General features: G+C 70.2%; 19 protein-coding genes. 10 read left to right on the top strand and 9 right to left on the bottom strand.

From position 1 onward, the window contains the following. Positions 1-93: 93 nt before the first annotated feature. Positions 94-1,143 carry a polyprenyl synthetase family protein gene (locus KME79_RS00250; protein ID WP_219542783.1) on the bottom strand — a complete coding sequence of 350 codons (1,050 nt, stop codon included), beginning with the start codon at positions 1,141-1,143 and terminating at the stop codon, positions 94-96. Positions 1,144-1,340: 197 nt separating this feature from the next. On the opposite strand from KME79_RS00250, the gene KME79_RS00255 reads away from it, so the two are divergent. The 4 genes from KME79_RS00255 (at position 1,341) to KME79_RS00270 (ending at position 4,890) form a co-directional block, all read left to right on the top strand. After that, positions 1,341-2,522: a zinc-dependent alcohol dehydrogenase gene (locus KME79_RS00255; protein ID WP_219542784.1), complete on the top strand. Its 1,182-nt coding sequence runs from the start codon at positions 1,341-1,343 to the stop codon at positions 2,520-2,522. A gap of 43 nt (positions 2,523-2,565) precedes the next feature. After that, positions 2,566-3,624: an NAD-dependent epimerase/dehydratase family protein gene (locus KME79_RS00260; RefSeq protein WP_219542785.1), complete on the top strand. Its 1,059-nt coding sequence runs from the start codon at positions 2,566-2,568 to the stop codon at positions 3,622-3,624. 284 nt (positions 3,625-3,908) lie between these two features. Further along, positions 3,909-4,382 carry an ATP-binding protein gene (locus KME79_RS00265; protein ID WP_219542786.1) on the top strand — a complete coding sequence of 158 codons (474 nt, stop codon included), beginning with the start codon at positions 3,909-3,911 and terminating at the stop codon, positions 4,380-4,382. 103 nt (positions 4,383-4,485) lie between these two features. Next, positions 4,486-4,890, top strand: a complete 405-nt coding sequence (locus KME79_RS00270; RefSeq protein WP_148035560.1) for a DnaJ family domain-containing protein — start codon at positions 4,486-4,488, stop codon at positions 4,888-4,890. Positions 4,891-4,970: 80 nt separating this feature from the next. On the opposite strand, the gene KME79_RS46055 is transcribed toward KME79_RS00270, so the two are convergent. Then, complete coding sequence (locus KME79_RS46055; RefSeq protein ID WP_308248722.1) at positions 4,971-7,322, bottom strand: glycoside hydrolase family 6 protein; 2,352 nt, start codon at positions 7,320-7,322, stop codon at positions 4,971-4,973. Positions 7,323-7,618: 296 nt separating this feature from the next. Here KME79_RS46055 and KME79_RS00280 point away from each other — a divergent pair, with 296 nt between their 5' ends. From KME79_RS00280 to KME79_RS00290, 3 genes are read left to right on the top strand one after another with little or no spacing between them, the layout of a single operon-like run. Then, positions 7,619-10,549, top strand: coding sequence for a glycoside hydrolase family 48 protein (locus KME79_RS00280; RefSeq protein WP_219543045.1), 2,931 nt, complete (start codon positions 7,619-7,621; stop codon positions 10,547-10,549). After that, positions 10,492-13,086 carry a glycoside hydrolase family 9 protein gene (locus tag KME79_RS00285; RefSeq protein ID WP_372452396.1) on the top strand — a complete coding sequence of 865 codons (2,595 nt, stop codon included), beginning with the start codon at positions 10,492-10,494 and terminating at the stop codon, positions 13,084-13,086. The genes KME79_RS00280 and KME79_RS00285 overlap by 58 nt, the downstream gene beginning before the upstream one ends. Then, positions 13,083-14,666 (top strand): cellulase family glycosylhydrolase, encoded by a 1,584-nt coding sequence (locus KME79_RS00290; RefSeq protein WP_219542787.1) that lies wholly within the window; start codon positions 13,083-13,085, stop codon positions 14,664-14,666. Before KME79_RS00285 ends, KME79_RS00290 begins: the two co-directional genes overlap by 4 nt. Positions 14,667-14,876: 210 nt before the next feature. Here KME79_RS00290 and KME79_RS00295 read toward each other — a convergent pair whose 3' ends face one another. Beyond that, entirely contained in the window at positions 14,877-15,413 is a 537-nt protein-coding gene (locus tag KME79_RS00295) for a hypothetical protein (RefSeq protein ID WP_148035557.1), read from the bottom strand. Between the two features lie 22 nt (positions 15,414-15,435). Beyond that, a complete protein-coding gene (locus KME79_RS00300) occupies positions 15,436-16,506 on the bottom strand; it encodes a lytic polysaccharide monooxygenase auxiliary activity family 9 protein (RefSeq protein WP_219542788.1) in 1,071 nt (356 codons plus the stop codon). A 225-nt stretch (positions 16,507-16,731) separates the two neighbouring features. Here KME79_RS00300 and KME79_RS00305 point away from each other — a divergent pair, with 225 nt between their 5' ends. Then, positions 16,732-17,811, top strand: a complete 1,080-nt coding sequence (locus KME79_RS00305) for a glycoside hydrolase family 12 protein (protein ID WP_219542789.1) — start codon at positions 16,732-16,734, stop codon at positions 17,809-17,811. Here the strand turns inward: KME79_RS00305 and KME79_RS00310 are convergent, their stop codons facing one another. The 5 genes from KME79_RS00310 to KME79_RS00330 form a co-directional block, all read right to left on the bottom strand. After that, positions 17,812-19,083 carry a serine/threonine-protein kinase gene (locus KME79_RS00310; RefSeq protein WP_148035554.1) on the bottom strand — a complete coding sequence of 424 codons (1,272 nt, stop codon included), beginning with the start codon at positions 19,081-19,083 and terminating at the stop codon, positions 17,812-17,814. It abuts the gene before it with no gap. Further along, positions 19,070-20,041, bottom strand: a complete 972-nt coding sequence (locus tag KME79_RS00315) for a LacI family DNA-binding transcriptional regulator (RefSeq protein WP_148035553.1) — start codon at positions 20,039-20,041, stop codon at positions 19,070-19,072. The genes KME79_RS00310 and KME79_RS00315 overlap by 14 nt, the downstream gene beginning before the upstream one ends. A gap of 192 nt (positions 20,042-20,233) precedes the next feature. Beyond that, on the bottom strand, positions 20,234-22,384 hold the full coding sequence (locus KME79_RS00320) for a transglycosylase domain-containing protein (RefSeq protein ID WP_219542790.1): 2,151 nt from the start codon (positions 22,382-22,384) through the stop codon (positions 20,234-20,236). 100 nt (positions 22,385-22,484) lie between these two features. Beyond that, on the bottom strand, positions 22,485-23,144 hold the full coding sequence (locus KME79_RS00325) for a potassium channel family protein (protein ID WP_219542791.1): 660 nt from the start codon (positions 23,142-23,144) through the stop codon (positions 22,485-22,487). Beyond that, positions 23,137-24,495: a TrkH family potassium uptake protein gene (locus KME79_RS00330; RefSeq protein ID WP_246639050.1), complete on the bottom strand. Its 1,359-nt coding sequence runs from the start codon at positions 24,493-24,495 to the stop codon at positions 23,137-23,139. The genes KME79_RS00325 and KME79_RS00330 overlap by 8 nt, the downstream gene beginning before the upstream one ends. A gap of 182 nt (positions 24,496-24,677) precedes the next feature. Here KME79_RS00330 and KME79_RS00335 point away from each other — a divergent pair, with 182 nt between their 5' ends. Both KME79_RS00335 and KME79_RS00340 read left to right on the top strand, forming a co-directional pair. Further along, the gene (locus KME79_RS00335; RefSeq protein WP_219542792.1) at positions 24,678-25,595 is read left to right on the top strand and encodes a sulfotransferase family protein; all 918 of its coding nucleotides are present in this window, start codon (positions 24,678-24,680) and stop codon (positions 25,593-25,595) included. Further along, entirely contained in the window at positions 25,592-26,755 is a 1,164-nt protein-coding gene (locus KME79_RS00340; protein WP_219542793.1) for a glycosyltransferase family 4 protein, read from the top strand. Before KME79_RS00335 ends, KME79_RS00340 begins: the two co-directional genes overlap by 4 nt. Positions 26,756-26,773: the final 18 nt, after the last annotated feature.

Genomic DNA, 26,773 nt, shown 5'->3' on the forward strand with positions numbered 1-26,773 from the left:
CATGAGAGATTTACGGAGAGTGACGAAAAAGTACGTTGGGTAATCGTTCGTGGGCAGGGGTCAGCCCCGGCCGTGCTCTGGACATGGCCGGGGTCAGCTGTCGCGGTGGGCGAGCCGGGCCGCGAACAGGGTCAGCGCCGCCCGCGCGTCGGGCGCGACCGGGGCGGTGTCGAGCGCCTCCACGGCCTGCCGGACCCGTGCGTCGATCATCGACTCGACCTCGGCGAGCGCGCCCGTCTCCAGCAGGATCAGGCGCAGCTCCGCCGCCTGCTCCTCGCCCAGCGCGGGGTTGCCGTGCCAGGCGGCGAGGTAGGCGAGCTGCTGGGGCGTGGCCCGCGCCAGCGCGTGCGCGACCAGCACGGTGTGCTTGCCGTCGCGCAGGTCGTCGAGCGCCGACTTGCCGGTCTCGCCCGACGAGCCGAACGTGCCGAGCACGTCGTCGCGGAGCTGGAACGCCTCCCCGAGCGGCACCCCGAACCGGGTGTAGGCGCGCAGCAGGTCCGGCTCGGCCCCGGCCAGCGCGCCGCCGATCTGCAGCGGCCGCTCGACGGTGTATTTGGCCGTCTTGAACCTGATCGTGGTCAGCGCCTGCTCCACGCTCGCCCCGGCGCGCAGCTGGGCCAGCATGTCCAGATACTGGCCACTGATCACCTCGGTGCGCATGGCGTCGAAGACGCGGTGCGCGGCCCGCAGCCGGACCGGGTCCACGTCGCACGACGACAACAGGGCATCCGACCAGGACAGGCTGAGCGTGCCCAGGAGGATCCCGCCCGCCTGCCCGAAGGCCTCCGCGCCAGGTCCTTCGTGCAGGCGGGCGAGGCTTTTGTGGATCGTCGCCTGCCCGCGGCGCAACTCGCTGCCGTCCATGATGTCGTCATGGATCAGCAGCCCCGCGTGGCAGAGCTCCAGCGCCGCGGCGGCGCTGATGATCTCGTCGCAGTCTTCGCCGCCGGCGCCCCGCCAGCCCCAGTAGCACAGCTGCGGCCTGATGCGCTTGCCCCCGCCGAGGATGAAGCCGACCAGCAACTCGTAGGCCGCCGCCACGTCGGGGTCGGCGACCGGGGGCCGCCAGCCCTCGAGGAACCCGGCCAGCCGGTCGTCGATGCGGGGCGCCAGCAAGTCGGGGGTGATGCTCACGGTCATCGGCCGGACTCCTTCAGGGCTGCTCTGTGCTACGAGTAGTTACTCACCGAATACGGAGTGTGTAAAGCGGGTTGAGGGACCCGAGTTTTCCAGGGATATCCAAGCCCTCCTCATGAACGTCCCTTGACCTGCGGTTCAGAGGGTCTAGGGGCGCGTATCCCGGGTATTCGGGCCTGGTCGATCGAGGGAGGCAGACCATGAGAGCCGTCACCTGGCACGGCAAGCGGGACGTACGCGTCGAAGAGGTGTCCGATCCGGAGATCAAGGAACCGACCGACGCCGTCATCAGGGTCACCAGCAGCGGCATCTGCGGCTCCGATCTCCACCTGTACGAGGTGCTCGGGCCGTTCCTGCAGGAGGGCGACATCCTCGGTCACGAGCCGATGGGCGTCGTGGAGGAGGTCGGCGCCCAGGTGACCGGGCTCAAGAAGGGCGACCGGGTGGTGATCCCGTTCAACATCGCCTGCGGCCACTGCCACATGTGCGGGCTGGAGCTCTACGCCCAGTGCGAGACCACCCAGGTCCGCGAGCACGGCATGGGCGCCGCGCTGTTCGGCTACACCAAGCTCTACGGCCAGGTGCCCGGCGGCCAGGCGGAGTACCTGCGGGTGCCGCAGGCGCAGTTCGGCCCGATCAGGGTGCCCGAAGGTCCGCCGGACGAGCGGTTCGTCTACCTGTCGGACGTGCTGCCCACTTCCTGGCAGGCCGTCGACTGGGCGGACATCCCCGACGGCGGCACCGTGGCCGTCTTCGGCCTGGGCCCCATCGGCCAGATGTGCGCCCGCATCGCCCGCCACCTGGGCCACCGGGTGATCGGCGTCGACGGGGTGCCCGAGCGCCTGGAGATGGCCCGCCGCCACGGCATCGAGACCGTCGACGCGAGCGACGTCACCGACGTGCCCGCCGCCATCCGCGACCTGACGTCCGGACGCGGCACCGACTCCGTGATCGACGCGGTCGGCATGGAGGCGCACGGCTCGCCGGCCGGCAAGCTCGCCCAGACGCTCACCGGCTTCCTGCCGGACAGGATGGCCGCGCCGCTCATGACCCACGCGGGCGTGGACCGGCTGGCCGCGCTCAACCAGTCCATCGAGAGCGTCCGGCGCGGCGGCACCATCTCGGTGATCGGCGTCTACGGCGGCATGGCCGATCCGATGCCGATGCTGCGCATGTTCGACAAGGGCGTCACGCTGCGCATGGGCCAGGCGCACGTCAAGCGCTGGATCGGCGCGCTGATGCCGCTGCTCACCGACGACGGCGATCCGCTCGGCGTCATGGATCTCACCACGCACACCATGCCGCTCGACCAGGCGCCCGAAGCGTACGAGATGTTCCAGAAAAAGCGGGACGGTGCGATAAAGATCCTGCTCAAGCCGTGACTCCAGCGGTTTCGCCGCGCGAGAGGTGGGCAGCCACAGGCCCATGAGAGTCGTGGTGGTGGGGGCGACGGGGAATGTCGGGACCAGTGTGGTGCGAGCGCTGGAGGCGGACGAGAACGTGACGTCCGTCGTCGGCGTGGCCAGACGGCCGCCCGGCTCGCGCGGCGGCCCGACCGAGTGGCACAAGGCGGACGTGGTCCGCTCCGACCTGTCGCCCATCTTCGAGGGCGCCGACGTGGTCGTCCACCTGGCCTGGCTGTTCCAGCCGACCAGGGACGCCGTCGTCACCTGGAGGGCCAACGTGCTCGGCAGCACGCGGGTCTTCAGGGCGGCCGCGGAGGCGGGGGTCTCCGCTCTGGTGTACGCGTCCTCGGTGGGCGCGTACTCGCCCCGGCCGAAGGACGTGCCGGTGGACGAGAGCTGGCCCACCCACGGCTTCCCCGGCGCCGCGTACGGACGGGAGAAGGCCTACGTCGAGCGGGTGCTCGACGTGTTCGAGAACGACAACCCGGGCATCCGGGTGGTGCGCATGCGGCCCGGGTTCATCTTCAAGCGCGAGGCGGCCTCCGAGCAGCGCAGGCTGTTCGCCGGGCCGTTCCTGCCGCGGCGGATGGTCAAGGCGGGGCGCATCCCGTTCGTGCCCGACATCCCCGGGCTCAAGCTGCAGGTGCTGCACGCCGAGGACGCGGCCGAGGCCTACCGGCTGGCCGTCACCAAGCCGGTCAGCGGGGCCTTCAACATCGCCGCCGAGCCGGTGCTCGACCCGCGCACGCTGGCCGAGCTGCTCGGCGCCCGCGTCGTGCCGGTATCCGGACCGCTGGCCAGGGCAGCCGTGTCGGCCGGCTGGCACCTGCGGCTGGTGCCCGCCGCGCCGGGCCTGATGGAGCTGGCGCTCGCGATCCCGCTGATGAACGTCGACAGGGCCCGCGAGGTGCTCGGCTGGACGCCCCGGCACACCTCGGAGGACGCGATCCGTACCGCGCTGGAGGGCATTCACGACGGCGCCGGCGGGGACACCGCCCCGCTCGCGCCCGACAGCATGCGCGGCCGCCTGCGCGAACTCGCCACGGGGGTCGGCGCCCGCGCCACCCCTGAAAGGTGAGAAACGCCACCGTCTCCGGCAAGGCAGTGTAAATCCCTGATGTCAGGGAAATGGGTGAACTACGCGAGGTCCGGAAGCGCGGCCTGGGTGTCATCGCGACACGGAGGAACCGCATGGATCTCGAACCCTCGATCGTGCCGGCCGGTCGGCAGCTCGGCGGCTCCCGCGCGCCCGCCCCGGGCTCACCATCGCCACCCGATCGAACGCGTACGAGCACCGCACGTATGACGCCTGCCTTCGAGTCCCGCGCGTCGGCGACACCAGGCAATCGCGAGGAGCCTGCCATGCGCACTCTTCTGGCCCAGCCCTTCACCGTCGAGGAGGTGGCCGAGCTGCGCCATGCCGTCGCGCGGCACGCGACGGGCTGCGGGCTGGTGAGCCCGCGCCTCGACGACTTCGTCCTGGCCGTGCACGAGAGCGTCATCAACGCCGTGGCGCACGCGGGCGGGAGCGGCCACGTCACGCTGTGGACGGTGGACGGGCTCCTGCGGGCGGAGACGGTCGACAGGGGATCGGGGATCCCCCGCGGCCGCCTGAACGGTCACAGCCTGCCGGGCGACTCGGCCTTCGACGGCCGGGGGCTCTACCTCATCCGCCGGTTGAGCGACGGCGTCATGTTCAGCACCGGTCCCCAGGGGACCCGGGTGGAGATCACCATGCGCCTGCCGGAGAACCGCGGGAGGCGGCTGTCACCCATGAGACGCGTCCGGGTGGCGGTCACCGGGCTGGGCCGCCATCCAGGCACCTTCGTCGCCTGAACCCCAGGACCGAGGCCCCGCCTGCCGTGACACAGCCCGCGCCTTCGGCGGGCGGGGTCCTCGCATAGGCTCGCAGGAGAGCCTGAGATCTGGGGAGCAGCGCGTGAGCGAGCGCAAACCGCCGGGGATGCCCTTCGAGAACTGGGTCGACCGGCAGATCCGTGAGGCCATGGAGCGCGGGGAGTTCGACGATTTGCCGGGCGCCGGCAAGCCCATCCCCGGCCTCGACCGGCCGTACGACGAGATGTGGTGGATCAAGCAGAAGGTGCGCGCCGAGGGCCTGTCCATGCCGCTGCCGCCGACGCTCCAGCTGCGCAAGGACGCCGAGGAGGCGCTGCGCCTGGCCGAGGGGGCGCGCACCGAGGCCGAGCTGCGGCGGATCGTCGGGGAGATCAACGACAGGATCCGCGAGGCGATCAGGACCGGCCTGTCGGGGCCTCCGCTCAACCTCGTGCCGTACGACGTCGAACGCCTCGTCGCGCGGTGGCGCGAGAGGCGTTCGAAGTGATCATGTGCTTTTGATACGTGGCTTTTTGATACAGGGCCCAGGCCGGGGCTGATCCGGCGGCCTGGGCCCTGTGCCATGTGTCAGGACAGCGGCGGGTACGCGTTCCTGACGAGCTCTCTGAACTGGGCGGAGAACCACTGGCCGGAGATCGGCGCGTCAGCCAGGGCGCCGGTCAGGTTGTTGCCGTTGAGCTCGTTGCCCGTGTAGGTGGGGTCGCACATCCGGTCGAAGCGCTTGCCCTCGTCGTTCTGGATCTCCCTGCTCGCGCCGTCCGACTCGCCCGGAGGCTTGATCCAGACGTAGGCGTCGAAGCCCGCCGCCGGGGCGGCCTGCGGCCGCTCGCCGAGACCCGCGCCGCTCTGGTTGCACCAGTTGCCGGCGTGGATGCGGCGGTCGATCCTGGACTCGTTCACGAACGTGTTCACGTTGGTCGAGGTGCTCGGCGCCGACGGGCGGGCGGTGCCGCCCCAGCCGTTGCGCGAGGTGTCGACCAGCATGCCCAGCCCCTGACGGAAGCCCTTGGCGATCAGGGCGTTGCGCAGGGCGGTGGCGAAGCTCGCCTCGTCGATGTACCAGTTCCAGTCCACCCAGGTGGACTGGCGCACCGAGGTGCCGTTCACCTGCGTGTTGATCGTGTAGTGCGGCTCCCTCAGGCCGGAGTAGTTGGCGGTGTTGACGATGAAGCCGTCCACGCTGTCCACACCCGCGGCGGTGCCGGCCACGGTCTGGTAGAAGAGGTCGACCGCGGGCTGGAAGTTCGAGTCCCAGCCGAGCCAGGCGTGGTGGGCGGCGTCGACGTAGGTGTAGACGTTGGTGATCGCGTGCAGCTTGTCGAGCGCGTAGCGGACGCCGTCACGGTAGCCGCCCGGGCCGTCCGCCTCGCGGCAGTCGGCGAACTGGTCGGTGTTGGTGATCAGGTTCGGCAGCGAGTCGGGCTCGATGATCGTGACGATGCGCAGGTTGGCGTACTGCGAGTCGTCCAGGATGTCGGCGATCGGGTCGATGTACTCGGTCTTGTAGCGGTTGAAGCCGTTCTCGGAGATGCGCAGCTCGCCGTTGGAGGCCAGCGCCGAGCAGTCGCGGTTCGGCAGGTTGTAGATGACGACCTGGATGGTCAGCGGTGAGGCGCCGTTGGCGGCGTCCTGCCTGACCGCCTCGTCCAGGTGCTCGCGCAGGCTCATCGCGGTGGCGGAGCCGGCGATGGCGGCGGTCCGGTCCATCCAGACGGCGGTGGAGATGTTGGCCACCGCCGCGCCGCCGGGCTCGGCCGCGGCCTTGGCCGACCAGTCAGGGTTGACGTAGCCGGTCGCTCCCGCGTACGGGTTCTCGACGTGCGTCGGGTTGGTGCCGCCGTCGTCGTCCGCCTCGGTGGCGGTGACGGTGCGGGAGGTCAGGCCGGTGGAGGCCACGGTGAAGGTGCGGGTGCCCGCCGTGGTGTCGGAGTCCTGCGCCGCGGCCAGGGTCACGGTCTGCGGGGTGTTCCAGTTGTCCGGCGTGAAGGTGCGCGTGGCGCCGGCGGAGACGGTCAGGCTCGTGTCGCCGCTGCCGGCGGTCGTGGTGACGGTCACGTTCGCGGTGGGCCTGGCGGCCAGCCGGACGGTGAACGTGGCGGTGCCGCCTTCCGGCACGGTCACGGACGTGGGCGTGACGATCAGCGACTGCTCCTGCGTGGCGTCGTCGTCCACCTCGCTCGCGTTGACGCTCGCCGAGGTGACGCCGGTGCCGCCCACGGTGAAGACGGCGGTGCCGGAGACGGTGTCGGCGTCCTGCGCGGCGGCGAGCGTCACGGTCTGCGGGGTGTTCCAGTTGCTCGGGGTGAAGGTGAGCGAGGCGCCGGAGGAGACGGTCAGGTCGGTGTCACCGCTGGTCCTGGTGGTGCTCACGGTCACGTTGGAGGAGGGGGCGGACGAAAGGCGGGCGGTGAAGGTGGCGGTGCCGCCCTCGGCGACCGCGACCGAGCTGGCGGAGGTGATGACCGAGGGGGTCACGCCGCCGGGCCCGCCACAGGTGGTGCCGTTCACGGCGAACGACGTCGGGTTCGGGTTGGTGCCCGACCAGGTGCCGTTGAAGCCCACCGAGATGCTGGCGCCGGTGGCCAGGCTGCCGTTCCACGGCATGTTCCGGCCGGTCATGGTGGTGCCGGACTGGCTCCAGGAGGCGCCCCAGCCGTCGGGGGTGTAGCGCTGGGTGGTGGTCGGGAAGTCGAAGGTCAGCGTCCAGTTGCTGAGCGGGTCGCCGAGGTTCTTCAGCGTGATGCCGGCGGTGAAGCCGCCCTGACCCGGACTGGAGGTCCACGTGTTGGGGGTGTACACGACGTCGCAGGCGACCGCGGCGTGCGCCGCCGTGGTCTGCCCGGCGACCAGGCCGAAGGCCGCGACGAGGGTCGCGGTCGCGGTCACGGCCCATCTGCGCAGGCCGCGTGGGATCTTCACGAGTCATCAACTCCAGGGGGACAGAGGCTGACTGGGAGCGCTCCCAATGGTGCAACCGGTCCGCCAGGGTGTACAGCCGACGACACTCCGCGAGCCCCGTCACGCCGTCGCACGCTCGCCGAACGCCCCTTAACCGGCGTGAAACTTTCATGCCACGCCACCAGGTGAGAGGAAATACCGGCGTCACCCGGAGGGCATTTCGTTGACATCGCCTCCACGGCGCAACGCACAATCCCCATGGGAGCGCTCCCACCCCCTACTCCCATGGAGCAACCGTGATCCGTAGACCCCGTTCGATGCTCGCACGCCTGGCCAGGAGGCTCGCCGCACCCGCGGTCCTGGTCCTCGTGGCGGGCACCACCACCGTACTCGCCCAGGCGCCCGCCAGCGCGGCCGTCGCCTGCCAGGTGTCCTACACCTCCAACGACTGGAGCAGCGGCTCCAGCGGCGGCTTCACCGCGGCCATCACCATCGAGAACCGCGGCGACCCGCTCAGCAACTGGACGCTGACCTTCGACTTCCCGACCACCACCCAGCGCTACCAGCAGGGCTGGAGCGCCACCTGGAGCCAGTCCGGCACGCGGGTCACGGCGCAGAACATGCCGTGGAACGGCAACCTGGCCACCGGCGCCAGCACCTCCATCGGCTTCAACGGCACCTGGTCGGGCAGCAACCCGGCGCCGACCTCGTTCGCGATCAACGGCACCACCTGCGGCGGCACCGGGCCCGTCAACGACCCGCCCACGGTCTCGCTGACCTCGCCGAACGCCGGGCAGAGCTTCACCGCCCCGGCCACCGTGCCGATCGCCGCGACCGCCGCGGACGCCGACGGCACCGTCGCCAAGGTCGACTTCTACCAGGGCAGCACGCTGCTGGGCACCGACACCAGCGCGCCCTACTCCTACAACTGGCAGAACGTGGCGGCGGGCAACTACTCGATCACCGCCAGGGCGACCGACGACGACGGTGACACCACCGTGTCGTCCCCGGTCGGGATCACCGTCACGTCGACCAACACGCCGGCGCTCCTCGTCAGCCCGCTCAGCCTGGCCGTGCCCGAGTCGGGCGACGCCTCCTTCTCCGTCCGGCTCTCGGCACAGCCCTCCGGCAACGTGTCCGTGACCACCGCGCGGGTGAGCGGCGACACCGACCTGACCGTCGGCACCGGCGCGACCCGCACGTTCAGCACGTCGAACTGGAACACCGCGCAGACCGTGACGCTCAACGCCGCCGACGACGCGGACGACGTCAGCGGCTCGGCCGTGTTCAGGGTCAGCGCCAGCGGCTACGCCCCGGTCGAGGTCAACGCCACCGAGGTGGACGACGACGGGACCGGCGGCGACAACGAGTACATCCAGCGCTTCACCGAGATGTACAACGACCTGCACGACCCCGCCAACGGCTACTTCTCGCCCGAGGGCGTGCCGTACCACTCGGTGGAGACGTTCATGGTCGAGGCGCCCGACCACGGGCACGAGACCACGTCCGAGGCCTACAGCTACTACCTGTGGCTGGAGGCGGTCTACGGGCAGGTCACCGGTGACTGGACGAAGTTCAACGACGCCTGGGCCTCCATGGAGAGGTACATCATCCCGGCCACCGCCGACCAGCCGACGAACTCGTTCTACGACCCGTCCAAGCCGGCCACGTACGCGGCCGAGCACACCAGCGTCAGCAACTACCCGTCGCAGATCGAGCAGGGCGTGAGCGTGGGCAGCGACCCGATCGCGGGCGAGCTGCAGAGCGCGTACGGCACCCGTGACATCTACGGCATGCACTGGCTGCTCGACGTCGACAACACCTACGGCTTCGGCCGCTGCGGCGACGGCACCACCAAGCCCGCCTACATCAACACCTACCAGCGCGGGGCCGAGGAGTCCGTGTTCGAGACCATCCCGCAGCCGTCGTGCGACACGTTCGCGCACGGCGGGCCCAACGGCTTCCTCGACCTGTTCATCAAGGACTCCTCCTACGCCAAGCAGTGGAAGTACACCAACGCCCCCGACGCCGACGCCCGCGCCGTGCAGGTGGCGTACTGGGCGCTGACCTGGGCCAAGGCGCAGGGCAAGGAGTCGCAGATCTCCGCCACCGTGGCCAAGGCCGCCAAGATGGGCGACTACCTGCGCTACTCGATGTACGACAAGTACTTCAAGCAGCCCGGGTGCACCAGCCCGTCGTGCCCGGCCGGCACCGGCAAGAACGCCGCCTCCTACCTGATGTCCTGGTACTACGCCTGGGGCGGCGCGACCGACGCCAACGCGGGCTGGGCCTGGCGGATCGGCTCCAGCCACAACCACTCCGGCTACCAGAACCCGTTCGCCGCCTGGGCCCTGTCGAACGTGGCCGAGCTGCGTCCGCGCAGCTCCACCGGCGCCAACGACTGGAGCACCAGCCTCACCCGGCAGCTGCAGTTCTACACCTGGCTGCAGTCGGCCGAGGGCGCGATCGCGGGCGGCGCCACCAACAGCTGGGAAGGCGACTACGGCACCCCGCCGAGCAACCTGCCCAAGTTCCACGGCATGACCTACGACTGGCAGCCCGTCTACCACGACCCGCCGTCCAACCAGTGGTTCGGCTTCCAGGCCTGGACCATGGAGCGGGTGGCCGAGCTGTACAACGTGACCGGCAACGCCGACGCCAAGCGGCTGCTCGACAAGTGGGTCACCTGGGCGCTCGACAACACCACCGTCAGCAGCGGCGGCGACTACCAGATCCCGTCCACGCTGCGCTGGACCGGCGCTCCCGCGGGCAACTTCAACGCCACCACCGGCATGCCGCCGGCCAACCCGAACCTGCACGTCGAGGTCGTCAACCACACCCAGGACGTGGGCGTCGCCGGCTCCTATGCCAAGGTGCTCATGTACTACGCGGCCAGGGCGAACCACGCCGAGGCCCGTGACACGGCCAAGGCGCTGCTCGACGCCGTGTGGGAGAACCGCGACGACAAGGGCGTCTCGGTCGAGGAGACCAAGGCCGACTACCAGCGCGTCGACGACCCGGTCTACGTGCCGCCGGGCTGGACCGGCACCATGCCGAACGGCGACCCGATCAACTCGAACTCCACGTTCCTGTCGATCAGGTCCTTCTACGAGGACGACCCCGACTGGCCCGAGGTCCAGGCGTACCTGGACGGCACCGGGCCGGTGCCCACGTTCAACTACCACCGGTTCTGGGCGCAGGTCGACGTGGCCGTGGCCCTGGCCGAATACGGGCGGCTCTTCCCGTGATCAGCCGCACCCTCCGGAGGGCCGCCGCCGTCGCGGCGGCGGCCCTCGCCCTCCCGCTCCTCGCCGTACCGGGCGCCCAAGCTTCGGCGGCCCCGGCGTTCGCGTACGGCGAGGCCCTTCAGAAGTCGCTCTGGTTCTACGAGGCCCAGCAGTCGGGCGAGCTGCCCGACTGGAACCGGGTCGGATGGCGGGGCGACTCCGCGACGGACGACGGCGCCGACGTCGGACGCGACCTGACCGGCGGCTGGTACGACGCCGGCGACCACGTCAAGTTCGGCTTCCCGATGGCGTTCTCCGCCACCATGCTGGCCTGGGGCGCGGTCGAGTACCGCGACGCCTACCAGAACTCCGGCCAGCTCACCCACCTGCTGAACAACCTGCGGTGGGTCAACGACTACTTCATCAAGGCCCACCCGTCGCCGAACGTCCTGTACGGCCAGGTCGGCAACGGCGGCACCGACCATGCCTGGTGGGGCCCGGCCGAGGCGATGTCCATGGCGCGTCCCTCGTACAAGATCGACGCGTCGTGCGGCGGGTCGGACCTGGCGGGCGAGACGGCGGCGGCGATGGCCGCCGCGTCGATCGTCTTCCGGCCGACCGACCCCGGCTACGCCGACACGCTGGTCACCCACGCCAGGCAGCTCTACACCTTCGCCGACACCGTGAGAAAGGAGTACAGCGACTGCATCACAGACGCCCAGAGCTACTACAACTCCTGGAGCGGATACACCGATGAGCTGGTCTGGGGCGCGATCTGGCTGTACAGGGCAACGCAGGACTCGACCTTCCTGACCAAGGCCGAGTCGCTCTACGACAGTTTGGGCACCGAGCCCCAGACCTCCATCAAGTCGTACAAGTGGACCATCGCCTGGGACGACAAGTCCTACGGCACCTACGTGCTGCTGCACAAGCTGACCGGCAAGCAGAAGTACCTCGACGACGCCAACCGCTGGCTCGACTGGTGGACGGTCGGGGTGAACGGCTCCCGGGTGGCGTACTCGCCCGGCGGTCAGGCCGTGCTGGACCGGTGGGGGTCGCTGCGGTACGCGGCCAACACCGCCTTCGCGGCGCTCGTGCACAGCGACTCGATCACCGACGCCACCCGTAAGGCCCGCTACCACGACTTCGCGGTACGGCAGATCGGCTACGCGCTCGGCGACAACCCCCGCAACTCGTCCTACGTGATCGGGTTCGGGAACAACCCGCCCAAGAACCCGCACCACCGCACCGCGCACGGCTCGTGGACGGACCAGCTCTCCTCCCCGGTGGAGACCCGCCACACCCTGTACGGGGCACTCGTCGGCGGGCCGCCCGACCCCAACGACGCCTACACCGACAAGCGTGACGACTACGTGATGAACGAGGTCGCCACCGACTACAACGCGGGCTTCACCAGCGCGCTCGCCCGGCTCTACCGCGAGTACGGCGGGCCGCCGGCGGCGGGCTTCCCCACCGAGGAGACGCCCGACGGGCCGGAGATCTTCGTGGAGGCCGGGGTCAACGCCACCGGCGCGAGCTTCACCGAGATCAAGGCCATCATCCGCAACCGGTCGGCCTGGCCCGCCCGGGTCCTGGACGACGGGTCGTTCCGCTACTACTTCACCCTCGACGGCGCGACCACGGCCTCGCAGATCACCGTGTCGTCCGCGTACACCCAGTGCGCGGCCCCGACGCTGCACGCGGCCGGCGGCAGCACCTACTACGTGTCCGTCGACTGCTCCGGCCAGCGCATCGCCCCGGCGGGACAGTCGCAGCACCGCAGGGAGATCCAGTTCCGCATCGCCAGCTCCGGCACGTGGGACCCGGCCAACGACTGGTCCTACCGCGGCGTGACCACCACGCCGGGCGCGACGCCGGTACGGGTCGACAACATCACCCTCTACAGCGGCGGCACCAAGATCTGGGGCCAGCCGCCAGGACCCGAGGAGGAGGACGACACCCCGCCCGGCAGGCCGGGCACCCCGGCGGCTTCCGCGATCACCGGCTCCACCGCCAGGCTGACGTGGAGCGCCGCCACCGACAACGTGGGCGTCAGCGGTTATGACGTCTACCTGTCTGATCGTGACGGCGAAGGGGAGAAGGCGGGCACCGCGACGGGCACGACCTTCGACCTGACCGGGCTCACGCCCGGCACCGGCTACACCGCGTACGTCGTCGCCAGGGACGCGGCCGGCAACACCTCTCCGCCGTCCGGCAGCGTCACGTTCACCACCACCGACGAACCGGCCCCGACCGGCGGCTGCACCGCCGCGTTCAAGGTCGTCAACTCGTGGAGCGGCGGCTACCAGGGCGAGGTCACGGTGAAGAACGCCGGCACCTCGCAGATCACCGGCTGGGCCGTCTCCTGGACCGGCTCCGGCACCATCACCCAGATCTGGGGCGGCAGGCACACCGCGTCGGGCTCGACCGTCACCGTGCGGAACGAGACCTGGAACGGCTCCCTGGCCCCCGGAGGCACCACCACGTTCGGCTTCCTGGCCAACGGCGGCGGTGTCGTACCCGACCCCATCACCTGCACCACTGAGGGCAGCACATGAGATCACGCCTCGCCGCCCTGGCGGCGCTCATCCTCCTCCCGGTCGCCCTGATCAGCCAACCGGCGCACGCCGCCGTCGGCATCCACGTCAGCGGCGCGAACATCGTCGAAAGCGGCGGACAGAACCTGATCTTCCGCGGCACCAGCCACGCCCACACCTGGTACACCAGCCAGACCCAGTCCTTCCGCGACATCAAGTCGCTCGGCGCCAACGCCGTGCGCGTGGTGCTCAGCGGCGGCCGGTGGACCCCCAACAACACCGCCGACGTGGCCAACGTCGTCTCCCTGTGCAAGCAGAACAAGCTGATCTGCGTCCTGGAGAACCACGACACCACCGGGTACGGCGAGCAGAGCGGCGCCTACACCCTCGACCAGGCCGCCGACTACTGGATCAGCGTCAAGTCCGCCCTGGTGGGCCAGGAGGACTACGTCGTCGTCAACATCGGCAACGAGCCGATCGGCAACAACGCGGTCACCCCCGGCTGGGCCGCCGCCACCTCGGCCGCGATCCAGAAGCTGCGGACCAACGGCTTCGACCACGCGCTCATGGTCGACGCCCCCAACTGGGGCCAGGACTGGCAGTTCGGCATGCGCGACAACGCCAGGACCGTCTTCGACAGCGACCCCGACCGCAACGTGATCTTCTCGATCCACATGTACGGGGTCTTCGACACGGCCGCGGAGATCACCGCCTACATGGACGCGTTCAGGACCGCCGGGCTGCCGCTGGTCGTGGGCGAGTTCGGGCACAACCACTCCGACGGCAACCCCGACGAGGACACGATCATGGCCCAGGCCGTGAGCCGCGGCCTCGGCTACTTCGGCTGGTCGTGGAGCGGCAACGGCGGCGGCGTCGAGTACCTCGACCAGGTCACCAACTTCGACGTCAACCAGCTCACCTCCTGGGGCCAGCGGCTCTTCAACGGGACCAACGGCATCAGGGCGACCTCCCGCGAGGCCGCGATCTACGGCGGCGGCGGCCCGGTCGACACCACCCCGCCGTCCACCCCCGGCACCCCGTCGGCGTCGAACGTGACCGCCACCGGCGCCCGCCTGACCTGGACCGCCTCCACCGACAACGTGGGCGTCACCGGCTACGACGTCTACCGCTCGGGCGGCACGCTCCTCGGCCAGACGGCCACCAACGCGATCACGCTCTCCGGCCTCACCCCGTCCACCGCCTACCAGGTGTACGTGCGGGCCAGGGACGCGGCGGGCAACCAGTCCGGCTCGTCCCCGAACGCCTCGTTCACCACCCAGCCCGGCAGCTCGGGCGGCGGCTGCTCGGTGGCTCCCACCGTGCAGAGCCAGTGGGGCGACGGGTACGTCGTCCAGGCCGGCGTCACCAACACCGGCACCTCGGCCGTGACGGGGTGGACGGTGACGTTCACGCTGCCCGCCGGCCACCAGATCACCGGCTCCTGGAACGCCACGGTGTCCGTCAGCGGCCAGACCGTGACCGCCAGGAACGCGAGCTACAACGGCAACCTCGGCCCCGGCGGCAGCACCAGCTTCGGTTTCCAGGCCGGTAGGCCCGGCGGCCAGACGAGCGTGCCGTCCGGCTACACCTGCGCCACCTGACCACCCCGTTCCCCGCCCGAGGAGGTGAGGCCCCACCCCGATGAAGTGAACCGCCCCTGCGAACCATCCCGCCCGGATGGCGCGAACGCGGCCGGCCCAGAAGAGAGTCCTCCCCACTCCCCGCCGGCCGCGTTCGCGTGCGGGCCACCGCCTCCCGCGGTGCCCGCCCGCTTCCATACGCGGGGCCGCGTCCGCCGCTCCCGCTCGCTCCTACTTGGCCTGCTCGAACCTCGCCCGCGCGGCTTCCAGCGCCTCGTCGTCGCCGAAGTCGGCGAACGCCTCCTCGTGCAGGCGCTCCGGGATCAGCTCCCTGACCCGCTGCGGGTAACCGGTGCCCGCCATGGGCACCTGTACCTCCGCGTGGTGGCCGAAGTGCACCGCGAGCGGCCCGGCGGCCCGTACGGACGTCTTCCAGTCCGTGCCGGGGCCGGTGATCGCGCACATGTGCCGGGCGTACACCCACTCCACCTCGGTCACGCTCCGCGCGTCCTCGGGGGACACGCCGAACGGCTCGACCGCGCAGATGATCTTCCCGGCGTCCTCTTCGAAGTGGTGCCCGTGGTGGAGGTGCTCCTCCTGCGAGGCGCTCTCCAGCAGCACCGTCACGCGGGCGGTGAGCTCCTCGGACAGGTCCTGCGGCAGGTCGCCCTGCCGCAGGACCGCGAAGAGCGACGTACCCGCGATGGCGGCCACGACCACGGCGGCGACGGCAAGGAAGCCGCGCCGCCGGGCCGGGGGTGTTCGCACGTCCTCCAGCATCAGCCTGCCTCTACGGGCTCGTGCAGGTCAGCGTCGGGACGGGGCTGGGCACGCTGCCCGTGGCGTTGAAGCCGAACGTGGTCGAGGCGTTCGGCGCCAGTTGCCCGTTGTACGACACGTTCTTGGCCACCACGTTGGGCGGTTGCCCGGTCAGCGTGGCGTTCCACGGCGCTCCGGCGAAGCCCTGGCCACCGGAGTACGTCCAGGACACCGTCCAGCCGTTGAGCGGGGTGGTGCCGGTGTTGCGGACGGTCACCTCGCCCTGGAAGTGGCCGGCCCAGCCGGTGTCGGTGGCGCGCAAGGTGGCCTGGCAGTCCGCGTCGGGGTCCGGGGTCGGCGTGTCCGACGGGCCGGGGCCCGGGCCGGGAGAGCTGCCGCCCGGACCGACACCGGTGACCTCGCCGTTGCCGCCGTCGAAGACGACGTCCGAGCAGCTGTAGAAGTTCTCGTTGCTGTCGGAGCGCTTCCAGTGGATGAACAGGATGTGGTCGCCGCTCTTGCCGGCGGGGAGCGTGGAGTTCCAGTAGTAGTAGTTGAGCCCGCCCACGCCGCCCGACTGCGGCGGGTTGCTCACGGTGCCGAACTTCTCCAGGTCGGCCCAGCGCAGCGGACCGTTCGCGTTCCACCCGTTCTTGGTGATGTACAGGTCGAACGAGCCCGGGTGGGCAGCCCAGTTGCTGTGCCGGATCTGGATGTTGGCGCCTGACGTCAGGTGGGTCTTCGGCCAGTCGTTGCGCACCGCGTTATAGGCGCTGAAGTCGTACGGCCCGCCGGTGCCGCCGCTGCAGATCTGGCCGTCGGGGATGAACCCGCTGGTCCGGCCCGCGCCGTCGGAGCGCAGCACGGCGAACCAGTTGTACAGCGGGGTGGTGCCGCTCTGGGCGACGGCCGCGTCACAGGCGGGGTTGTACGGGTCGATCGCGCCGTTGTCCCGCAGGCCGTCCTGCCAGCACAGGAAGGTGCGGCTGCCGGGGAACATGGTGACGCCGTGGGCCTGGGCCGACTGGGGGATGACGAAGGCGGTGACGATCATGACTAACGCCGCAGCGGCCGCCAGTGCCGCCGAACGCATGACTCTCATGAAGAAGATTCCTTTGCTCGCATGACAGAGGAACCCACCACGACCCGCCCGCCCGGCAGCTTTCGCGTGGTCGCATTACAACATGTCCGGACTTCGTTCGACAACATCGAGTGAAACTTTCAGCCCGTACCGCCGCCGCTTTCCCCTGGTGGAACACCCTGCCGCCGCCCGCGCGCACCGGGGCGGGGTTGCCCTGGCCGCCGCGGGCTCGTGATCCTGACGGCCATGAGACGCGTGCACATCCCCCTGGCCCTCGCGGTCCTGCTGGCCGCGTTCGCGTTCGCCGTCCCCGCGCACGCTGCGCCGGTCATCTGCGAGAAGTACGGCTCGGCGCAAGTCCAGAACGGCCGCTACATCGTGCAGAACAACGTGTGGGGCGCTAGCACGGCCCAGTGCATCGACGTCAACCAGAACGGCGGCTTCACCGTCACCCAGGCGGCGCACAACAACGCCACCAACGGCGCGCCCGCCGCCTACCCGTCCATCTACGCCGGGTGCCACTACGCCGCCTGCACCACCGGCAGCGGCCTGCCCGTGCGGGCGGACGCGAGCGGGTTCGGCAACCTGCGCTCCAGCGTCAGCATGAGCTATCCGGGCAGCGGCACCTGGAACGCCGCCTACGACCTGTGGTTCGACCCCACCCCGCGGACCGACGGGCAGAACACCGGCGCCGAGCTGATGATCTGGCTGAACCACCGGGGCTCCATCCAGCCGATCGGCTCCCGCGTCGGCACCGCCAACCTGGCCGGCGGCACCTGGGACGTGTGGTTCGGCAACGTCGGATGGAACGTCATCTCCTACGTCCGCACCTCGCCGGCCAGCTCGATCGACTTCGCCGTCGACACGTTCTTCTCCGACGTCGTCGCCCGCGGCTACGGCCAGCGCTCCTGGTATCTGACCAGCGTGCAGGCCGGGTTCGAGCCCTGGGTGGGCGGCGCGGGGCTGGCCGTCAACTCCTTCGCCGTGACCACCTCGGGCGGCCAGGACCCGCAGCCGGGCGGCTCCTGCCAGGCCACCGCCACCACCCAGGGCCAGTGGGCCACCGGATACGTCGTCCAGCCCGTCACGGTCGCGAACCGCGGCTCCTCGCCGATCTCCGGCTGGCGGGTCACCTTCACCCTGCCGGCCGGCCACGCCATCACCGGCTCCTGGGGCGCCCAGCTCTCCACCAGCGGCCAGACGGTGACCGCCACCAACTTCCCCTACAACGGCAGCCTCGCCCCGGGCGCGAGCACCACCTTCGGCTTCCAGGCCGCCAAGCCGAGCGGGAGCTCCGCCCTGCCGTCCGGCTACACGTGCGCCTGATCAGGGTGAGCGGCGGGCGGCGGTGATCTCGTTGAGGCTGATCTCCAACTGGGTGCGGCAGGCCGGGGCGAGCCGGCCCTCGCGCTCCCGGTCGGCCAGCTTCCTGCGCAGGCCGGCCAGGAGCGAGTCCTCCTGCCCCGGGGACACCAGCGCCCCCCGCAGCACCTGCTTGAGATCCAGCGCCACGTCACCGCCGAGCGCGCCGCACACGTCGGAGCCCTCCAGCGTGGCGTGGAAGCCGTCGACCGCCTGCCGGACCGTCCGCCCCTCGGCCGGGGAGCGCTCCATCGACGGCATCGAAGCGGACGGCATCGACGTGGACGGCAGCGACGCCACGGGCGAGGCCGGCGGCGACGCCGTCACCCCGGGCGGCATCGCGTCCCGGGGCAACTCCATCAGCGCCACCAGCGACAGCGCGAGCACCCCTGCTCCCGCCACGGCCAGGCCGCGCCGCAGCCGCTTGGGCAGGCTGAGCGCGGCCGTCAGCGCCGCCGCGACCTCCGCCGCCTCCGGGCGGCGGGCCGGCTCCGGGTCGAGGCACCGCTGGCAGAGCAGCGCGATCGCGTGCGGCGCGCCCGGCGGGCGCGGCGGCGGGTACGGGCGGCGCGCCGTCTCCAGCTGCTCCCACGTGGTCTCCGGGTACGGGGTACGCCCCTCGATCATGGTGAACAGCAGCACGCCCAGCGCGTACACGTCCACGGCCGGATGGGTCGGCGCCCCCGCCAGCCGCTCGGGCGCCACGTACGGCGGCGTGCCCCGCTCGTCGTCGGGGTCGCCCGCCCAGGCCGCGATGCCGAAGTCGAGCAGCTTCAGCCCGTCGCCGGTGAGCAGCACGTTCTCGGCCGTGACGTCCCGGTGCACGAGCCCGCGGGCGTGCCCGGCGGCCAGCACGCGGGCGGTCCGCATGGCGACGGCCGCCGCCTCCGCCCACGGCAGCGGCCCCCTCTCCAGGCGCTCGGCCAGCGGCACCCCGTCGAGCAGCGGCATCACGACGAAGGCCGCGACCTCCCCGCTGGTGGTCACGGCCTCGCCGTAGTCGTAGATCTCGATGGCGTCCGGATGGATGAACCGGGCCGCGGCCCGTGCCTCGCTCCGCGCTCTCACCCGGTCGCCGAGGCCCGTCTGCAGGGACGAGCACTGCACCTTGACCGCGACCATGCGGTGCAGCGACTGGTCGAAGGCGCGCCAGATGACGGACATGCCGCCCCGGGCCAGCGGGTCCAGGAGCAGGTACCTGCGGGCCAGGATGTCGCCGGGTTCATGCCGAGTCACGGATGACCAGTTCTGTCGGGAGAATCGGATCGATCCCTGTCGTTCCGGACAGTAGCAACCTGGTCGCGATGGTGGCCACCTCCTCGACAGGCTGGCGTACGGTCGTGAGCGCGGGGTTGGTGTGCCGCGCCACCGGGGCGTCGTCGAACCCGATCACCGCCACGTCGGCCGGCACCCTGCGGCCGGCCCTGCGCAGCGCCTGCATCGCCCCGGCGGCCATCAGGTCGGAGGCGGCGAAGACCGCGTCCAGGCCGGGGGCGTGGCGCAGCAGCCACTGCATGGCGTGGGTGCCCGAGGCGGCGGTGAAGTCCCCGTACGCGACGGGCACCTCGGCCACGCCCGCCTCCCGCAACGTCTTGACCAGGCCGTCGAGCCGGTCCCTGGCGGCGGGCAGCGAGGGCGGGCCGCCGATGGCGGCCACCGACTTGCGGCCGGTGAGCAGGAAGTGCTCGGCGGCCTGGCGCCCGCCGTCGTAGTTGTCGACGTCGGCGAACGGCAGTTTCAGGTCGTGGGGCGGCCGGCCGATGTTGCGCACGGTGATGCCGGAGGTGCAGAGCTTGATGGCGAGGGGGTGCCGCTCCCTGGCGCCGACGAGCAGCACCGCGCCGGACAGCGTGGGCAGGACGGACGAGGTCGGGTTGACCGTGGTGATGGTCAGATGGGTGCCGTTCTCGGCGACGACGGCCCCGCTGGCGGACAACAGCCGGGCATAGTACGGTTCGGAGAATAATCGCGGCAGATGGTCGCAGATGACCGCGGTGATTCCCGTCACCGGGTTTCTGGAGACCGATCCTCTGGGCGCCCGCTGCCGCACGTATCCCATCCGGGAGACGGCTTCGTAGACCTGGCGACGGGTCGACGTGCTGACCCGGACCGAGCCGGTGAGCACGCGGGAGGCGGTGGCGGGGGAGACCCCGGCGGCCGCCGCCACCTGGGCCAGTGTGGGCTGCTCGGACATGATCGACACCTCGCGCCGAAGATCCCTGGGAGCGCTCCCACGTTATCAATGTTTCGCCGCGGTTAACAGGCCCTCTGTACTGCACTGTTAGTACCCAGTAAAGAAAAGCGCAGGTGAATGGGGTCAAAGTGAGCGCAGAGATTTCGGAGACATTTCGCGGAGGGGACACCCGGGCGTCCCCTCCGCGTGTCGTCAGTCCTGGCCGGTGCCGATGGAGACGTCGTTGTCGGAGTCGATGTCCCGCAGCTCGTTCGGCTCCTCACGGTCGCGCTGGACCGGCGCGCAGCTCGACCCGCAGCCGCCGAACCTGGCCGTGTCGAGCGGGTGGAAGTCCGTCGCCTTCGTGCCCTTCAGCGCGGCCAGCATGGTGTCACGCCAGATGGGGCCCGGGATGCTGGCGCCGAAGACCGAGCCGTAGTAGCGGCCGCCGATCGTGACGTTGTTCAGCTTGTACTTCTGCGAGCCGCGCGGGTCGCCGATGCTGACCGCGCCCGCCAGGTCCGGGGTGAACCCGGCGAACCAGGCCGTCGCCTGGGCGTCGGTGGTGCCCGTCTTGCCCGCCGCCGGGCGGCCGATGCCGCCGACGCCGCGCATCGTGCCCTTGGTGAACACCCCTTCCAGGATGTTCGCCGCGGCGTCCGCGACCTCGGGGTCCATCACCTGCTTGCACTTCGGCTCGTACTTCTTGACCTTGCCGTCGCGGTCGGTGATCTCGGTGACGACCATCGGCTCGCAGTACTTGCCGCGCGCCCCGATCGCCGCGTAGGCGTTGGCGACCGTCACCGGGTCCATCTCGTTGATGCCGAGCGTGAACGTGGAGTATTCCTGCAGCGGCAGGCCGTCGGAGCGCTTGATGCCCAGCGACTTGGCGGTCTTGATCGTGTCGCAGAGCCCGACCTCCTCCTCCAGCTTCATGAAGAAGGTGTTGACCGAGCCCCAGGTGCCCGTCTGCAGCGTCTTGAAGCCGCCCGACCCCTCGTCGTTGGTGACGGTGTGGGACGGGTCGCCGATGTTCTCGCCCTTGCAGTTCTTGAACGTCGAGTAGCCGGAGGCGCGGTAGCCGGCCCCCACCGAGAACCCGTCGTTGACCTTCATGCCCTCCTTGAGGCCGGCGAGCAGGGTGAAGGTCTTGAAGGTCGAGCCGGCCTGGAAGCCGACGCCGCCGCCGTGTGCCGCGTCGGCCACGACGTTGTACGACATCTCGTTGCGCTTCTTGGAACGGCCGTAGGTGCGGCTCGCGGCCATCGCCTTGATCTCGCCGGTGCCGGGCTCGACCAGAGCCTCGGAGGCGACCGGGTTGTCGGAGGCGTGCACCCACTTCTTGATCGCCCGCTCGGCGGCCCGCTGCATCTTGGGGTCGAGCGTGGTCTTGATCGTCAGGCCGCCCCGGTTGAGCAGCTGGGTGCGCTCCTTCTTGGTCTTGCCGAAGACCGGGTTGTTGAGGATCTCGGCGCGCACGTACATGCAGTAGTACGGGTACGGGCTCGCGCCGCAGCCGCCGGGCAGCGGGGTGCCCTTGTAGCCGAGCTTCTTGGCCTTGGCCTTCTCCAGCTCCTCGTCGGTGATCTTGCCGAGCTCGTGCATCCGGTTGAGCACGACGTTGCGCCGCTCCAGCAGGCGGGTGCGCTGCTGCCTGCCGAGGTTGGGGTCGGTGCGGTTGGGGTCCTGCACGGCTCCGGCGAGGGTGGCGGCCTGGACCAGGTCGAGGTCCTTGGCCGAGACGCCGAAGAACCGCTTGGCCGCGGCCTCCACGCCGTTCGCGCTCGCGCCGAAGTAGGCGATGTTGAGGTACTTCTCCAGGATCTCGTCCTTGGTGTACTTCTCCTCGACCCCCATCGCGTAGCGCAGCTCGTTGAGCTTGCGCGCGTAGCTGGCCTCCAGCGCCTTGGCCTTCTCCTCGTCGGTGACGGCCGAGTTGAGCAGCACCTGCTTGACGTACTGCTGGGTGATGCTGGAGCCGCCCTGGGCGATGCCGCCGGAGGTCAGGTTCTTGGCCAGGGCGCGCAGCGTGCCCTCGATGTCGATGGCGCCGTGCTCGTAGAAGCGGAAGTCCTCGATGGCGATGATGGCCGTCTTCATGACCTCGGAGATCTCGTCGAGCGTGACGACCTCGCGGTACTCCTCGTAGAACTGGCCGATCTCGTCGCCCTTGGCGTCCAGCAGCGTGGTCTTCTCGGCCAGCGGCGGCTCCTTCAGGGTCATCGCCTTCAGGTTGAGCTCTTCAGCCGTGTTGACGAACATCGCGCCGGCGCCGCCGACGGCCGGGAGGGCGATGGCGGCGGTCAGCACGCCGGCGGCGGCCGCCGCCCCCACGAGCCGCACGATGCCCGATCCCCAGTCCATTGAGAGAACCTCCCCGATCTACCAGCCCTTGCCAAAACCCTATAGCCACGGTAATGGCCAGAAATCCGTCCGTTTACCAACTCACAGGCAGGCGGCCGGCTCAGGTCAGCTCGGAGAAGCGCTCGATCTGGTCACTGCGGCCGGAGACGAGGATGATGTCGCCGTACGACAGCTCGGTGTCAGAGGTCGCGTACGTGAACTCCTCGCCTTCCTTTTTGACCGCCACTATTGTGACGCCGTACTTGCGCCGAAGGTTCGATTCGCCCAGTGCGACGCCGACGTACTCCTTCGGCGGCCGGGTCTTGATCAGCGCGAAGTTCTCGTCCACCTCCATGTAGTCGAGCATCCGCCCGCTGACCAGGTGGGCCACCCGCTCGCCCATGTCGTGCTCGGGCAGCACGACGTGGTGCACGCCGACCCGGCTGAGTATGCGGCGGTGCTGCTGGCTGACGGCCTTGGCCCAGATGTCGTCGATCTCCAGCTCGACCAGCAGCGACGCGGTGAGGATGCTGGACTCCAGATCGCCGATGGCGACCACGGCCCGGTAGAAGTCGGCCACGCCGAGCTGCTGCAGCGCCTCCAGGTCGGTGGCGTCGGCGGTGGCCAGGTGCGTGATGTGCCCGGTGAGCCCCTGCACGATCCTGGGCCGGTTGTCGATGGCCAGCACCTCGGTCCCGCGTCTGGTGAGTTCGAGCGCCAGCGCGGAGCCGAACCGGCCGAGGCCGATCACCACCACGGGGTCATTGCGTTGGTCAGCCAACGATCATCCGCTCCTCGGGTAGTTCGTAATGCCGGGCGCGTTCCTTGAGCGCCAGGGCGGAGCCGATCGTGAGCGGGCCGATCCTGCCCACGAACATGAGCACGATGAGCAGCACGTGCCCGGCGGGCGGGATCTCATTCGTGATCCCTGTCGTCAGGCCCGCCGTGCTGAACGCCGCTATCACCTCGAACAGCACCTGGTCCAGCCCGTGCGGGGTGAGCACGAGCAGCACGTAGGTGCAGAAGGCCACCAGGGCCGCGCTCATCGCGGTCACCACCACGGCCTGGCGCTGCGCGGTGTCCGGCACCTGGCGGTGACGGACGTTCACCCTGGGTTCGCCGCGCAGCTCGGCCCAGATGACGAAGGCCAGCAGGCCGAGCGTGGTCACCTTGATGCCGCCGGCGGTGCCGGCGCTGCCGCCGCCGATGAACATCATCACGTCGGTGAGCAGCCAGCTCGACGGGTGCAGCTCGCCGGTGTCGATGCTGTTGAACCCGGCCGTGCGCACCATGGCCGACAGGAAGAACGCGGCCAGCAGCTTGCCGGAGTCGTCCAGCCCGCCGAGGGTGCCGGGGTTGCGCCACTCGGTGGCCAGGTAGACCAGCGTGCCCAGGACCAGCAGGAAGAGGGTGGCGTAGACGGTGATCGTGGTCAGCACGCTCCACCTGCCGGGGCGCCGCCAGGAGCGCAGCAGCTCGAACACCACCGGGAAGCCGAGCCCGCCCACGATGACCGCGGCCGCGATCGTCAGGCAGATCCACGGGTCGCCGACGAACCCCATGATGTTGTCGGACCAGAGCGTGAAGCCGGCGTTGTTGAAGGACGAGATGCCGTGGAAGACGCCGAGGTAGAGGGCGCTGCCGAAGCCCTCCCCGTACCCGATCATGAGCCGCGCGGTGAACACGGTGGCGGCGACGGCCTCGCACACCAGGCTGAACACCACGACCTTGCGCACGACCTTGCGCATGTCGGCCATGGTCGCCGTCTTGGTCTCGGCCTGCGCGAAGAGCCGGGCGCGCAGGCCCAGCCTGCCGGACACCAGCACGGTGAAGACCGTGGCCAGCGTCATGATGCCGAGCCCGCCGATCTGCACCAGGCCGATGATGACCACCTCGCCGAACATCGACCAGTGCGTGGGGGTGTCGACGATGGTCAGCCCGGTCAGCGAGACGGCGGCGGTCGCGGTCCACACCGCGGTCATCCAGGTGGTGGTCTGGCCCGGGGCGGTGGCGGCGGGCAGGGACAGCAGCAGGGAGCCCGCGAATATGGCGAGGCCGAAACCCACCGCGATCATCTGGGTGGGGTGCTGGTAGCCGCCGAAGAGGGCAGAGGCGGCCCGAACACGTCTCATGTGAATGTCAGGCTTCCCCGAAGAGGCTTTCCCGGCGGACCCGCGCCAGCGTACAGCGGATGAGGATAGCTGGTCCGAAACACCAAAACATTCCGGACGACCCGATCCTCACGCAAGTGCTAACCGGCAATGTCACCAGATTGCCAGGGAACTGCCAGGAAGTGTGGGTAGTCTGCGTCGCCATGAGCTGGCAGCGTAGAATCAACAAAGCGCTGGTCAGGTTCACCGGATTCCAGGTCAATCGAGTAGGGAACCAGGGGATTTCGACGGCGCCGTCGTCGGCTCCGGCCAGGGCGGCCTCCGCGAAGGCCACCGCGAAGGCCACCGCCAAGGCCAAGCAGACCGAGGCCGAGATCAGGCCGCCGACCGATCCGAAGGCCGACCGGTTGCTGACCGCGCCGATCTTCATCATCTCCCCGGTGCGGTCCGGTTCCACCCTGCTGCGTTCGATCATGAACGCCCATTCGGACCTGCACGCCCCGCACGAGCTCCATGTGCGGCGCCTCAGAGTGGAGTTCGGCACGTCCCTGGCTGCGAAGGCAATGGAAGCGCTCGGCCACAACCAGGCCGACCTGGAGCACCTGCTCTGGGACCGCGTGCTCCACCGCGAGCTGGTACGCAGCGGCAAGCGGTTCATCGTGGACAAGACCCCGGCGAACGCGTTCGCCTACGAGCGGATCTCGACCTGCTGGCCTGACGCGCGCTACATCTTCCTCCTGCGCCACCCGGCCTCGATCGCCACCTCCTGGTACGAGGCCAGCCCCGACAAGCGCGATCGGGAGGAGGCCGCGGTCGACGCCCTGCGCTACATGAAGGCCGTCGAGAGGGCGAAGTCCGGGCTGTCCGGCCTGACCGTCCGCTACGAGGACCTCAGCGCCGAGCCGGAGCGGGTGACCCGCGAGATCTGCGAGTTCCTCGGCCTGGCGTGGGAGCCGGGGATGCTCTCGTACGGCGAGCAGGCGGTCATCCAGAAGGGTCTCGGCGACTGGCGGGACAAGATCCGCTCGGGCACCGTGCAGCCCGGCCGCGAGCTCCCGGACCCCGACTCGGTCCTGGACTCGCTGAAGCCGATGTGCCGGACCTGGGGGTATCTGGAGTGAAGATCCGCTACCTGATGCTGCACGCCTACGGCATGGGCGGCACCATCCGCACCGTCGTGAACCAGGCCAACGCCATGGCGAAGGCCGGTCACGACGTCGAGATCGTCAGCGTGGTCCGCCGCCGGACCAAGCCCCAGTTCGCCATCCACCAGGACGTCCGGGTCAGCGCCCTGGTGGACCAGCGCCAGGGCAGGCAGACCGACTCGCTCGCGCGCAAGGCGTGGCGCAGGTTCCGCGGCAAGATCGTGCCCCGCGGCGAGTTCGCGGCCGAATACTTCACCGAGCGCGTGGAGAAGGCGGCCATGGACTACGTCTCCTCGCTGCCGGACGGGATCCTGGTCACCACCCGCCCGGCGCTCAACCTGATCGCCGCCAGGCGCGCCCCCAAGAACGTCGTGAGGGTGGCTCAGGAGCACATGAACCTGACCGCCTACCCCGACACGATCCGCCACGAGATCGCCCGCCACTACGGCAGCTTCGACGCCGTGGCGGTGCTCACGAGGACGAACCAGCTCGAATACCAGGAGATCCTGCCCGACACCAAGATCGTGCAGATCCCCAACGCGGTCCACAAGGTCGACCAGGTGCGGTCCACCCAGCAGAACCCCGTCGTGGTGGCCGCCGGCCGGCTGGTGCCGCAGAAGGGGTTCGACCTGCTCGTCAAGGCGTTCGCCGAGGTGGTGGCCGACCACCCCGACTGGAGGCTGCGCATCTTCGGCAACGGCCCGCGCGAGGCCCGGCTCCGGGCGCAGATCGACGAGCTGGGCGTGGGCGACAACATCGCGCTGATGGGCCGCACCGACCGGCTCGACGACGAGCTGGCGGCGGCCTCGGTCTACGCCCTCAGCTCCCGCTTCGAGGGCCTGCCGATGGTCATGATCGAGGCGATGACGCACGCCCTGGCCATCGTCGCCTTCGACTGCCCGACCGGCCCGCGCGACGTGCTCACCGACGGGGTCGACGGGCGGCTGGTGCCGCCGCGCGACGTCGACGGGCTCGCCGCCGCGCTCAAGGAGGTCGTCGGAGACCGCAGGCGGCGCCTGGAGATGGGCGCCGCCGCGGCCGCGACCGCCCGCGGCTACGCACCCGACGTGGTGATGCCGATGTGGGAGAACCTGTTCGCCGAGCTGACGAGGGGCGACCGGGTCGGCTCCCGCTGACCGCCGGGCGGCGGGGGA

Origin of the sequence: Nonomuraea harbinensis (assembly GCF_019396385.1) — a bacterium.
Taxonomy (GTDB): Bacteria; Actinomycetota; Actinomycetes; order Streptosporangiales; family Streptosporangiaceae; genus Nonomuraea; species Nonomuraea ferruginea.